The organism is Sphaerisporangium sp. NPDC005289 (assembly GCF_040607455.1).
Lineage (GTDB): Bacteria > Actinomycetota > Actinomycetes > Streptosporangiales > Streptosporangiaceae > Sphaerisporangium > Sphaerisporangium rhizosphaerae.
The window spans coordinates 83,749-96,065 of sequence record NZ_JBEXGS010000012.1; the positions used below are offsets into that span (position 1 = coordinate 83,749).

The window sequence follows — 12,317 nt, forward strand, 5'->3', positions numbered from 1 at the left end:
CTGAGGTTGGAGAGGGATTCACGATGGGTGTTGTCGAGAGCCGGTCCCCCCAGAACCCGGCCGACGTGGTCGCGAGCGCCCCGTCCGCCGGGAGCGAGGGCGTCGCCGAGGCGGTGCGCCGCGCGCGCGCCGCGCAGCGGCGGTGGGCGGGGGCGGGCGCCGCCGAGCGGGCCGGCGTCCTGGCCGCCGCCGCCGCGAACGTCGCCGCCGCCGCCGACGAACTGGCCGCGCTCGCCGTCCGGGAGGTCGGCAAGCCGGTCACCGAGGCCAAGGGCGAGGTGGCGCGCGCGGTGGCCATCCTGCGCTACTACTCCCAGCAGGTCTTCGACCCGGTGGGCGCCCTGTACGAGCCGTCCGGCGCGGGGCTGTCCTACACCCGCAGGCGCCCGCGCGGCGTGGCCGGGCTGATCACGCCGTGGAACTTCCCGCTGGCCATCCCCCTGTGGAAGGCCGCGCCCGCTCTTGCCTTCGGCAACGCCGTGGTGCTCAAGCCCGCTCCGCAGGCGCTCGGCACCGCGTTGCGCCTGGCCGAGATCCTCGGCCTGCCCGAGGAGCTGTTCCAGGTGGTCCCCGGGGACGCCGAGGAGGGCGTGGCGCTCATCGAGGCGGCGGACGTCGTGTCCTTCACCGGGTCGGCCGCCGTGGGCCGCAAGGTGAGCGTCGCCGCGGCGACCCGGGGCGTCCCCGTGCAGGCCGAGATGGGCGGGCAGAACCCCAGCATCGTGCTGGACGACGCCAACCTGGAGGCCGCCGCCGCGCAGATCGCCGCGGCGGCGTTCGGGTACGCCGGGCAGAAGTGCACAGCCACCAAGCGGGTGATCACGGTGGGCAACGCCGGGGAGGTGCGCGAGGCGCTGGTCGCCGCCGTCGCCAAGCTCGGCGTGGGCGACCCCGCCGACCCCGGCACCGCCGTCGGGCCGGTGATCGAGGAGTCCGCCCGCGACCGGGTGGTGGCCTCCGCGGAGGGCGGCCGGGTGCTCACCGGCGGGCAGGCCCTCGACCGCGACGGGTGGTTCGCCGCCCCGACCCTGGTCGACGGGGTGGCCGCCGACCACGTGCTCGCCCGTGACGAGGTGTTCGGGCCGATCTGCCTGGTGCAGGACGCCGGGTCGGTGGAGGAGGCGGTGGCGCTGGCCAACGGGGTGCCCTACGGGCTGGCCTCCGCGGTCTACACCCGCGACCTGGACCGGGCGCTGGAGGTCTCCTCACGGCTGGAGAGCGGCCTGGTCAAGGTGAACAACCCGACCAGCGGCGTGGACTTCTACCTGCCCTTCGGCGGCGAGAAGGACTCCAGCTACGGCCCGCGCGAGCAGGGCAAGGCGGCGCAGGAGTTCTACACCTCCACCCACACCATCGCCCTGGGCCCCGCCGGCGCCTGACCGGCTCCGCGACCCGGGCCGGCAGGCCCCGCCCCGCCTCCCGGCGCCCGGCCCGGAGTCCCGGGCACGCCATCGCGTGTACCCGGTCCTGGAGCCTCCGCCCGCCGTGTTCCCGTAAGCCTTGCGTCGAGCCTGGTGAGGTTCATCGCCGCCGCGATGAGCATGTGCTGGAGATGGGTCTCGGCGGTCCCGCGGTAGCGGGATCGCCGCAGGCCGAAGCCTCTGACGCCCTGGGCGATGGTGCCCTCCACGCCTGCCCTGTGGGCATGGCGTTGCCGCCGTCCGTGCGGTCGCTGCCCTCCTGATGACCTCGGCGGCCGACATCTCCTCCTGTTCGCGCGGGGGTGACTCCGGAGACCGCCGATCGGCGTACGGGGCCACGCGACGGTCCGGCCCGGTCCGCCTCAGCCGTTCTTCTCTATCATTTCTGCCGCGTGCCGGAGTGCGCTGACGAGTTCAGGTATGTGCGCGTCGGTGAAGCGGCCGGACATGCCGACCGCGGCGTACGGTGCCGAGCCGACGGTGACGGCAACGGTGCGTTCGGTTTTGCCGGCGCGCAGGGCGAAACCGGCTTCACGGATCTCCGCGAGATCGGTGAGGACCTGTTCGACCGGGGTCTCGTTCGCGCTGGCGGCCCACATGGCGCGGACGTTCTCGTCGTCCTGGCAGGCCAGCAGGGCCATCCCGAGGCCGGATCGGGTGACCGGGAACAGGCCTATCCGGCCGAGGGCCGTGCTGGTGTCCATGCCCGGGTCGGCGTGGTACAGGTACGACATATGGTCGCGCCAGAGCACGCCCATGGCCACGGTGTGACCGTGGACGTGCAGCTCGCCGAGCGGCCCGAGCGCGCGGCGGATCAGGCCGGACCCGAAGAGGCTCTGGGCGGCCAGGGCATGGATTCCCGGGCCGGGACGATAGCGGCGCCGCTCGTCCTGTTCGATCAGCCGGACGTGCGCGAGGGTCTTGAGCAGCCGGTTCGCGCGGGAAGGTTCCAGCCCGAGCCGTCTTGCGACTTCGCGTGAGCCGAGGGCCTCAGCGGAGCTGGCCAGCAACTGCAGGCAGTCGAGTCCATCCAGGAGTGATTTGTTCGGCTGAGACGGCAGCATGTTGCATTTATAGCATCACTACGGCCCGGTTTGCTACGAGATCGTGTCGCGGGGGTTTCGGCCAAGCGTCTTGACGGTGCTATTACTGCACCATTACGCTCGCCGCACTTGACCAACGACCTCGCCTGAAGCCGCAGTCGACCCTGCTCCAGCAGGCGCGATGACCGCTGCCCAGGTCGGTTTCCCCCATCACGGGGTGGGTCCGGCGGGCTGCCGCCATGGACGGAAGGGCGCCACACGCTGCGAACCGTGGCGAGCCGGTCGGGCTCGCCACGCATCCAAGTCACGGACGACGTTGCGCCGACGAGCGGACCGTGGCTGAGCCGAGAGGTGATGACCTTGACACGACTCTCGAACGCGCACTCCCCTAGGTGGTGGATGCGCGTCGCGATGGGACTGGCCGTTCTCATCGGTCTGCCCCTGATCGGCGTCGCGCGTCCAGCGTTAGCCGACACGCCCGCGGCCTCCGCGGTGCTCTCGGCGACCCCGCAGTGGAACGGCATGGCCGGTAATCCCGGCGACGCCTCCGGCCAGGTCTCCGCGGCGGCCACCGAGCGGGGCGGACGCTCTTGCTGGACCACCACGCAGACGCCGGTCACCAATGACTTCCTCTACTTCCGGGTCGACGCCGCTCGGCAGCCGGCCACCACCGGGTACGCCTTCGTCAAGGTCAGTTACTTCGACGCCGGCCCCGGACACTTCACGATCCAGTACGACGCCACGAATCAGTTCAAAGCCGGCGATGCCGTACCGCTGACGGGCGGGAACGTCTGGCGGTCCTATGTCTTCCAGCTGGCCGACGCCGAATTCAAAGGTGACATGCCGTCCGGCGCGGACTTCCGCATCGCCTCCTGGGACAGCAAGCTCGGACGGTCGGCCACCGATCTGTGCGTGGCCGACGTGTCGGTGAGTTTCAGTGACGCAGAGGCGGTCCGGGTGACCGCGAGCAACCTGGTCTTCAGCGGCGCCGAGCCGCGGACGATCCCGGTGACCTCCAGTGCGGCCACCGTGAGCTGGACGGCCGCCGACGAGCAGGGCGTGCCGGCTGCCGGCGGCACGGCCGCGGTGTCCGGCGGCACGGCGACGGTCGACCTCGCCGCGGTCAAGCCGGGCTACTACACCCTCGGCGTCACGGCCGAGGTGGGTGGACTCGCGGTCACCCGGTACACGCCGGTGGCACTGCTGGACGCGCTTCCCGCCGACGCCCGGCGGCCCGGGGCGCCGTGGGGGGTCGGAACCCACTTCTCCCAGAGCGACCCGCCCGGTCTCATCCCCACGATGGCGAAGGTCGGCTACACCCACGTCCGCGACGCCCTGTCCTGGCAGCATGTGGAGAAGACCGCCGGCACCTACACCATGCCCAGCTACGGCGCCCCGTTCATCAACGGGTTGGCCGCCAACGGCATGCAGCCTCTTCTGGTCGCGGCGTTCGCCAATCCGCTCTACGACGGCGGGAAGACGCCGAGCACACCCGAGGGCCACGCCGCCTTCGCCGCCTACGCCTCGGCGATACTCAACCTCGCCGGCACCAACAAGGTCGAGGTGTACAACGAGTTCGACGGCGGTTTCAACAACGGCCTGTGCGGTCGTACCCCGCAGTGCTACCTGCCCCTGTTGAAGGCGACCTACGCCAAGGTGAAGGCCGACCACCCGCAGGCCGAGGTCGTCGCGCCGGCCGGCGGCGGACCCGCGTGGTGGGAAGAGCTGTTCCAGATCGGCGGCCTGCAGTACATGGATCGCTTCAGCGCGCACCTCTACGGTTTCCCGTCCCCGCCGGAGATCCGCGGCGTGACCCTGATCCCGACGTTCAGGGATCTGATCCGCCGCTACAACAACGGTCGCGACATGCCGATCGACATCACCGAGAACGGATTCCCGACCCACACCGGCGGCGGCGTCACCGAACTGCAGCAGGGCGACTACCTCGTCCGGGCGGCCGGCCTGGCCGTGGCCAACGGGGCGAGCCGCTACTACTGGTACGACTTCCTCAACGACGGCACGACCGCGTCGAACCAGGAGTACAACTTCGGCGTGATGCGCCGGCCCGGGTACCTGGGAATGACCGCCTACACCCCGAAACCGGCACTGGTCGCGCAGTCGGTGATGATCCGCCAGCTGGCCGGCCTGGACTTCCATGCCGCCGACAACCTGGGGTCGGGCGTCTACTCGTACGAGTTCACCGGGGGAACCGGCAAGGCGCCGGTCCGGGTGATGTGGGCGACCAAGCCGACCCAGGTCGAGCTGAGCACCACCACCCCCCTCACGGTCACCAACGCCTACGGCCGGTCCAACACCCTGGAACCCCTGCAGGGCAAGGTGACGCTGGACCTGACCGAGCACCCGATCTTCACCCGGGGCAAGCCGACGGCCGTCGCGGTGGCCGACCCGGTGGTGTACTCCGTCTCGGTTCCGGACACGGTCGCGGTCGGCGACGAGATCCCGGTGACGCTGAAGGTGGACCGGACCCACGGTGGGGGAGGCACGTGGACCAACTTCCAGATCCAGGACAAGACCTACGCGGTGAACGCGCCGGCCGGGCAGACGGGAACGAAGACCGTCACCGTCCCCGGCAGCACGGTGAAGGGCCCGCGAACGGTGCTCGTGCGGGCCGGTTCCGGAGGATCGGCGTCGATCCTGCTGCGCGACGACGCGATGATCACCGATCCGGTGGTGGCGACCGTCGATCCGATCGTGACGTCGGTCGGGCCGGTCGGTGGTTCGCTGCGGGTGAAGATCACCAACAACAAATCGGCGACGCCCCTGAACGTCTCCCAGATCGCTTGGACGGTGGGGACGCAGAGCGGCACGGCGACCGGCGTCGCCCCGGTCCCGCCGAACTCCGTCGCCTCGGTCGACATCCCGGTCGCGGGGATCGTCCCGTGGAAGTCCTACGACATGTCGGTGCGCGTCGACACGGCACAGTTGGGCGCGTTCCGAGCCGTTGGGACCGTCGGCTTCAACCCGATCGAGGCCGACGGGCAGAACGCCGTCGTACCGGTGAATCTGGCGGCCGACGGCGCGGTCGACTACCGGCGGGTTCCCTACGGCGGCGTGTCGGACCTGTCGGGCACCGTCAAGCTCACCCGCACCGCTGACGCGTTGTGGTTGACGGCCGACGTGACCGACAACGTCCACGCCCAGACGAAGACGGCCGGCGGCATGTGGGACGGCGACTCCATCCAGCTGGCGATAAGCCCCGACCTTCCGGGGCGGTCGACCGCCCGCGTCGAGATCGGCGCGGCGCTGCTGGGCACCGGTCCGGCCGTGTACACCTTCACGCCACCGGCGGGCGGATCGGCCGGGGCGACGCCCGGCGCGACGGCGACGATCACCCGGAACGGGACTACCACCTCCTACCGCGTGTCGGTGCCCTGGTCCGCGCTCGGGCTCACCGGTCCGCCCACCGCACCGGTCGCCCTGTCCTTCGTGGTCAACGATGACGACGACGGCATCGGCCGGGCCGGCTGGATCCAGTGGGGCGGCGGCATCGTCCTGACCAAGAACACCGCGGAGATGCGGCCGGTGCAGGTGATGGCACCGTGAGCGGGCCCCGGCGGATCCTGGTCACCGGTGCGGCCGGCCGGCTGGGACGTGCGGCGCTGACCCTGTTCGCCGACCGGCTCATCCCCACCACCGGCCTCGACCTGCACGACCCGGGCGACACCCGGGCGGGCCGGATGGTGACCGGATCCGCCGGGGACCCGACCGTGGTACGTGACGCCCTCGCGGGGGTCGACGCCGTCTTCCACTGCGCGGCGATCCCCGCGCCCACTCTCGGGACGCCGCACGAGGTGTTCACCACCAACACCCGGGCGACGTTCACCGTGCTGGAGGAGGCGGCCCAGCAGGGTGTCACGCGGGTCGTGATCGCCAGCAGCCTGTCGGTGACCGGCCTGCCCTGGTCGCCGCACCCGCGGACACCGGCCTACCTGCCCATCGACGAGGACATGCCGCTGCAGGTGGCCGACCCGTACGCGTTGTCGAAGCAGACCGACGAGGCGGTCGGCGCCATGATGGCCCGCCGGCACGGGATGACCGTCGTCGCACTGCGCCTGCCGCTGCTCGGCGGTCCCGGCGACCAGTTCGACACCTACGCCCGCTACTACGCCGAACACCCGGAGTGGGGGGCCAAGGAGCTGTGGGCGTATCTGGACACCCGCGACGCCGCCCGCGCCGGCCTGCTGGCCCTCACCGCCCCCGTGACGGGATTCCACGCGGTGTTCGTCGCCGCCCCCGACACCCTCAGCGCCACCGACACCGAGGCGCTGCTGGACGAACACCTGCCAGGGGTGCCCCGGCGGACGCGATTCACCGGCCGGAGCGTCGCCATCGACACCGGCCGGGCCACGCGGCTGCTCGGCTTCACCCCTGAACACCTCTTCCCGCTGTCCCTCCCCGGACAGGCACCACCACCCCCACATCAGGAAGTGTCGCCATGACATATACGATCAGCCGTCGGCGCCTGCTCGCGGGCGCGGCCGGACTGGGTTCCGCCGCCCTGCTCGCGGCCTGCGGCAAAGACAGCGAGTCCAAGAACACGGGCAACGACACGGGCGCGGTGACCCTCAACGTGTGGGGCGGAGTCCCACCGGAAAGCGGACCCGACGCCCTGTTCGCCGCGTTCACCGCGAAGCACCCGAACATCAAGGTCAAGTACACCCGTTACGTCAACGACGATCAGGGCAACCTCAAGCTCGACACCGCGCTGCAGGGCGGTCTCGAGATCGACGTGGTCGTGTCGTACGCGCGCTCGGCCCTGGCCAAACGCGTCGAGGCGGGTCTGCTGACCGACCTCACCGACCGGATCGCCGGTGACGCGACGTTGAAGGCCTTCGCCCCCGGCGCGGAACCGGCCAGCAACAACTTCTTCGACGGTAAGGCGTACTCCGTCCCGGCCAGTCGCAGCGTGGAGACGGTGCTGGCGAACAAGAGCCTGCTCGACAAGGCCGGCATCACCGTCCCGGAGGACTGGACGGCCGCCGACTTCCGCGCGATCGCGAAAGAGCTTTCAGGCAAGGACGTGTACGGGTGTCTCACCCCGCCGGACCTGGCCCGCCAGAAGCTCGGCCCGGACTTCACCTACAAGGCCGGCGGCCGTGAGTCCAATTTCGACGACCCGGCGTTCCGCGAGAACTTCCAGCTCCGGCTGGACATGATGGCCGAGAAATCCGCCGTACCGATGACCGAGATCGTCGCGCAGAAGTGGGACGCGTTCGCCCAGACCCCGTTCCTCACGGGGAGGGTGGGCATGTGGATCTCCCAGCCGTTCGTCCTGCGCTACATCAAGGACACCAAGGAATATCCGCACGATTTCCAGACCATCCTGCTGCCGTTGCCGGCGCCGCAGAAGGGCGTGCCGTTCTGGAACACCGGTGGTTACGGCGACAACGTGGCCATCACCAAGAAGTCCGCCCACCAGGACGCCGCCTTCACGCTCCTGCAGTTCTGGCTCGGCGAAGGCGCAACCCGCATGGTGCCCGGCGGCAGGCTCCCGTCGCTCCCCGGCGGTGACACCGCCGTACTGGCCGCCGATCTGGGCGGACCCGACGCGGCGAAGCTGTTCGACGAGCGGTCACTGGTGACCAACCTGCTGACCTCGGACGCGCGGATCCCCGTGGACACCATCCAAACGGCGCACGCGGAGATCGCCACGATCATGAACGGGCTCAACCAGCGGGTCCTGCTCGGAAGCATCAGCCTCGACGAGTGGGCCCGGACCGCCAAGCAACAGTGCGACGCGGCGATCAAAAAGGTGGGTTAGAGACACATGCAGACTCTGGCCGGCCCGGCCCGGTCACCGGTAGTACCGCCCGCCGCGCGGGAGAAGAGGCGCCTGCCGGCCGGGGTCCGTTCCTGGTTGCCGTGGCTGTTCATCACCCCCAATCTTCTCGGACTGATCGCCTTCACCCTGGGGCCGATGCTGGCCGGGCTGGGCATCGCGTTCACCAAATGGAACGTGCTGTCCGGCCTGGGCGGGATCGAGTGGGTGGGCCTGGACAACTTCGCCGACCTGTTCGCCGACCCCAAGTTCTGGAAAGCCCTGGGCCGAACGGTGTTCTTCGCCGGCCTCGGCGTTCCGTTGTCGATCGCCTTCGGCCTGCTGCTCGCCCTGGCCCTCAACCGGCCGCTGGTCGGCCGGGCCGCGCTGCGGGTCGTGTTCTTCGTACCCAGCATGGTCAACACGGTCGCCATCGGCATGGTCTGGTTGCTCGTGCTCAACCCCAGCGCCGGGCTGCTCAACCAGGCCCTGCGGTTCCTGGGTCTGTCCGAGCCGCCGACCTGGCTGGTGTCCGAGGACTGGGCTCTGCCGGCGCTCGTGCTCGTCCAGGTGTGGGCCGGCATGGGCTACCAAGCGGTGATCTACCTGGCCGCTCTGCAGGAACTGCCCCAGGACCTGCACGAGGCGGCGATGATCGACGGCGCCGGCGCGTGGCGCCGGTTCCGCACGGTCACATGGCCGAGCCTCATGCCGACCACCACCTTCCTGGGGATCACTTCGTTCATCAGCACGTCGCAGGGGTTCGGGTTGATCGCCTTCCTGACCGGCGGTGGCCCGGGAGAGTCCACCACCGTGCTGGCCTACTACATGTACCAGTCCGGATTTCAGGCCTACAAGTTCGGCTACGCCGCGGCGATAGGCGTCGTCACGTTCGCCGCGGTGCTGCTGCTGACGCTGCTGATGTGGCGGTTCCAGAAGGGACGGGGGCTCTACACATGACCCGCAGTCGTCGTGCCCGGAGCCCGCGCACCTGGATGCTGAGCGGTGTCATGTGGGCGGTCGCGGTGCTTTTCGCCCTCCCGCTGCTGTGGATGATCTCGGCCTCGCTCAAACGCAACATCGACGTGTTCACGCTTCCGGTGAGGTGGATTCCCGACCCGGTGCAGTGGGTCAACTACGTCGACGTGTGGGCCGGCGACCCGCCCCTGCTGCGTTACTTCGGGAACTCGGTGATCGTGGCGACCGTCGCCGTCACCGGCGAGCTGTTCACGTCCTCTCTCGCCGGGTACGCCTTCGCCCGCATGCGGTTCAAAGGTCGCGACCGTCTCTTCCTGCTCTACATCGCGACCTCGATCGTGCCGACCCAGTTGCTGCTCGTGCCCCGGTTCATGTTCTTCCAGGCCGTCGGCCTGTACGACACCCTGTGGGCGCTGATCCTGCCGAGCATGTTCACCGTCTTCGGCACTTTCCTGATGCGCCAGCACTTCTCCACCGTGCCCGGGGAACTCGCCGAGGCCGCCCGCATCGACGGCGCCGGCGAGTGGTCGATCTACTGGCGTATCTACCTGCCGATGGCGCGGCCCGTCCTCGCGGCACTGGCGATTCTCGGCTTCGTGTGGTCGTGGAACAGCTACGAGACACCTCTGATCATGCTGTCCACCGACGAGAACTACACGCTTCCCGTCGGCCTGACCCGGTTCGTCGACGGCGACGGCGGCCTCGCCGGTGGCCTGTCCATGGCCGCCGCCACCTCGTCGGTCGTGCCGATGATCATCGTGTTCCTGGTGTTCCAGCGCCAGTTCCTGTCCGCGCTCAGCCGCACCGGGCTCAAGTGACACCGACGGAGGCTCACAGCAATGCGTGTTGAACACGCCGGGCACGACATCACCGTGGTCGGCGGTGGTCTGGCCGGCGTGTGCGCCGCCATCGCCGCCGCCCGCCTCGGCCGGACGGTCGCGCTGATCAACAACCGGCCGGTGCTGGGCGGCAATTCCAGCAGCGAGGTCCGGGTCTGGGTGGTCGGTGCCACGAGCCACGGCGACAACCATTACGCCCGCGAAGGCGGGATCATGGGTGAGCTGTTCGTGGAGAACCAGTACCGCAACCCGCAGGGCAACCCGTACGTGTGGGACACCGTCGTGCTCGACGCCGTCCGGGCGGAACCGAACATCTCCCTGTATCTCAACACCGACGTCCGGGACGTCGACGCGGACGGGCCGCCCGAGGCGCGGCGGATCCACACCGTCACCGGGTGGATGATGGGCTCGGAACGGCTCATCCACTTCTCGTCGCCGATCTTTCTCGACTGCACCGGCGACGGCCTGATCGGACACCTGGCCGGGTCCGAGTACCGCATCGGCCGTGAGTCCCGCGGCGAGTACGGCGAGCCCTGGGCGCCCGCCGAGGCCGACGACATCACCCTCGGCAGCACCCTGCTCTTCTACACCAAGGACGCCGGCGAGCCGGTCACCTATGTGGCGCCGTCGTTCGCCAAGGACATCACGCGGACGAGCATCCCGCAGCAGCGCCTCATCCGGGCCGGCGACAACGGCACCGCGTACTGGTGGATCGAGTACGGCGGGGAGTTGGACACCGTCCACGACAACGACGTCATCCGGGACGAACTGTGGTCGGTCATCTACGGCATCTGGGACCACATCAAGAACTCGGGCCGGTTCGACGCGGACACGATGACCCTGGAATGGGTCGGGGCCGTCCCCGGCAAGCGGGAGTACCGGAGATTCATCGGCGACTACGTGCTGACCCAGAACGACATCATGGGCCAGACGGAGTTCCCCGACCGGATCGCCTTCGGCGGGTGGTCCATCGACATGCATCCCCCGCAGGGCATGTACGCGACCGAGGCCGCCTCAAAACACCTGCACCCGGACGGCGTGTACCACATCCCCTACCGCTGCCTGTACTCGGTGAACACCACGAACCTGCTGTTCGCCGGACGCAACATCTCGGCCAGCCACATCGCGTTCGGGTCGACCCGGGTGATGGCCACTTGCGCGACGCTGGGCCAGGTGGCGGGAACCGCCGCCGTCCTGTGCCTCGACCGCCAGGTGGCCCCCCGCGAACTCGACGTGGGCCAACTGCAGCAGACCCTGCTGCGCTCCGACGCGTCCCTCATCGGCCTGGCCGCCGCCGACCCCGCCGATCAGGCCCGCGCGGCGCAGGTGACGGCGTCCTCGACGCTGGACGGGATCGAGGTGACCGAGCCGGGTGAACCGTGGCCGCTGACCGCCGACGCCGGCATCGTGCTGCCGGTCGATCCCGTCTTGACGGGCCTGGAACTCCTCGCCGACGCGGCCGAGACCACGACGCTCGTGGTGGAACTCCATGATCCCGGCCTCGGACAGAACTACGTACCGGGCACGCTGATCGACACCGCGGAGGTCCCGGTCGTGGCGGGCGCCCGGCAGTGGGTCCGCCTTCCACTGGAGTGGACGCCGCCCACCGCGCGCAACGCCTTCCTGCGGTTGCGGGCCAACCGCGCTGTGACCCTGCACGTCGCGGACACGGCCGTCCCCGGCGTGCTCTCCCTGACCCACGTGCCGCCGGCGACGGACCTGACGGAGCGGCAACCGGTGCTCGAGTGGAAAAGTGCCGCCCTGCGCCGCCGTACCTTCTGCCTGCGCACCGGTCCGACCGCGGCCTACTCGGCCGACAAGGTGGTCGACGGGTACCTGCGCCCCTTCGCCGGACCACACCTGTGGACGTCGCGGCCCCTCGCCACGGATGGCGAGCCGTGGTTGCAGCTGGCCTGGGCGGAGCCGGTGACGGTGAGCCGGATCGAGATCATCGCGAACGACGACGTCAACGAGGACCTGATCAATCTGCCCCATCACCGGATGCCGTTCACGCTCATGCCGACGCTCGTGCGCGACTACCGGATCGAGGCCCGCGCCGCCGGAGCCGGCTGGCGACCGCTCGTATCCGTGGCCGGCAACCGGCAGCGGCGCCGCACGCACGGTTTCGCGGCCCCGATCGTGACCGACCGGATCAGGGTCGTCGTCACCGCCACCAACGGCACCGGTTCGGCCCAGCTGATCGCCGTGCGGGCGTACGCCTGACCGTCTGCCGTCCACCGAGCAACGATCCTCGAAC

At 70.0% G+C, this 12,317-nt stretch carries 8 protein-coding genes and 1 pseudogene; 7 read left to right on the forward strand and 2 right to left on the reverse strand.

What is annotated here, in order from left to right; all coding sequences use genetic code 11:
- The first annotated feature begins 23 nt into the window (after positions 1 to 23).
- Positions 24 to 1,379, forward strand: coding sequence for an aldehyde dehydrogenase family protein (locus ABZT47_RS21795; protein WP_354844840.1), 1,356 nt, complete (start codon positions 24 to 26; stop codon positions 1,377 to 1,379).
- A 122-nt stretch (positions 1,380 to 1,501) separates the two neighbouring features.
- Here the strand turns inward: ABZT47_RS21795 and ABZT47_RS21800 are convergent.
- Together ABZT47_RS21800 and ABZT47_RS21805 are read right to left on the reverse strand one after the other, a co-directional pair.
- Positions 1,502 to 1,657, reverse strand: a pseudogene (locus tag ABZT47_RS21800) (transposase); the annotation flags it as partial.
- A 126-nt stretch (positions 1,658 to 1,783) separates the two neighbouring features.
- Positions 1,784 to 2,485 (reverse strand): helix-turn-helix domain-containing protein, encoded by a 702-nt coding sequence (locus tag ABZT47_RS21805; protein WP_354844843.1) that lies wholly within the window; start codon positions 2,483 to 2,485, stop codon positions 1,784 to 1,786.
- Between the two features lie 339 nt (positions 2,486 to 2,824).
- Here ABZT47_RS21805 and ABZT47_RS21810 point away from each other — a divergent pair, with 339 nt between their 5' ends.
- From ABZT47_RS21810 to ABZT47_RS21835, 6 genes are read left to right on the forward strand one after another with little or no spacing between them, the layout of a single operon-like run.
- Entirely contained in the window at positions 2,825 to 6,028 is a 3,204-nt protein-coding gene (locus tag ABZT47_RS21810) for a sugar-binding protein (protein WP_354844846.1), read from the forward strand.
- Positions 6,025 to 6,924, forward strand: coding sequence for an NAD(P)-dependent oxidoreductase (locus ABZT47_RS21815; protein WP_354844848.1), 900 nt, complete (start codon positions 6,025 to 6,027; stop codon positions 6,922 to 6,924). Before ABZT47_RS21810 ends, ABZT47_RS21815 begins: the two co-directional genes overlap by 4 nt.
- Positions 6,921 to 8,246 (forward strand): extracellular solute-binding protein, encoded by a 1,326-nt coding sequence (locus tag ABZT47_RS21820; protein ID WP_354844851.1) that lies wholly within the window; start codon positions 6,921 to 6,923, stop codon positions 8,244 to 8,246. Before ABZT47_RS21815 ends, ABZT47_RS21820 begins: the two co-directional genes overlap by 4 nt.
- Before the next feature lie 6 nt (positions 8,247 to 8,252).
- Complete coding sequence (locus ABZT47_RS21825) at positions 8,253 to 9,203, forward strand: sugar ABC transporter permease (protein WP_354844854.1); 951 nt, start codon at positions 8,253 to 8,255, stop codon at positions 9,201 to 9,203.
- Entirely contained in the window at positions 9,200 to 10,039 is an 840-nt protein-coding gene (locus ABZT47_RS21830) for a carbohydrate ABC transporter permease (protein WP_354844857.1), read from the forward strand. The genes ABZT47_RS21825 and ABZT47_RS21830 overlap by 4 nt, the downstream gene beginning before the upstream one ends.
- 21 nt (positions 10,040 to 10,060) lie before the next feature.
- Positions 10,061 to 12,283 carry an FAD-dependent oxidoreductase gene (locus ABZT47_RS21835; protein WP_354844859.1) on the forward strand — a complete coding sequence of 741 codons (2,223 nt, stop codon included), beginning with the start codon at positions 10,061 to 10,063 and terminating at the stop codon, positions 12,281 to 12,283.
- The last annotated feature ends 34 nt before the right edge of the window (positions 12,284 to 12,317 follow it).

Excerpts from the sequence above, each read along its gene's own strand:
- ABZT47_RS21795 (WP_354844840.1), top strand. The coding sequence starts at position 24 with ATGGGTGTTGTCGAGAGCCGGTCCCCCCAGAACCCGGCCGACGTGGTC.
- ABZT47_RS21805 (WP_354844843.1), bottom strand. The coding sequence starts at position 2,485 with ATGCTGCCGTCTCAGCCGAACAAATCACTCCTGGATGGACTCGACTGC.
- ABZT47_RS21820 (WP_354844851.1), top strand. The coding sequence starts at position 6,921 with ATGACATATACGATCAGCCGTCGGCGCCTGCTCGCGGGCGCGGCCGGA.
- ABZT47_RS21825 (WP_354844854.1), top strand. The coding sequence starts at position 8,253 with ATGCAGACTCTGGCCGGCCCGGCCCGGTCACCGGTAGTACCGCCCGCC.
- ABZT47_RS21830 (WP_354844857.1), top strand. The coding sequence starts at position 9,200 with ATGACCCGCAGTCGTCGTGCCCGGAGCCCGCGCACCTGGATGCTGAGC.
- ABZT47_RS21835 (WP_354844859.1), top strand. The coding sequence starts at position 10,061 with ATGCGTGTTGAACACGCCGGGCACGACATCACCGTGGTCGGCGGTGGT.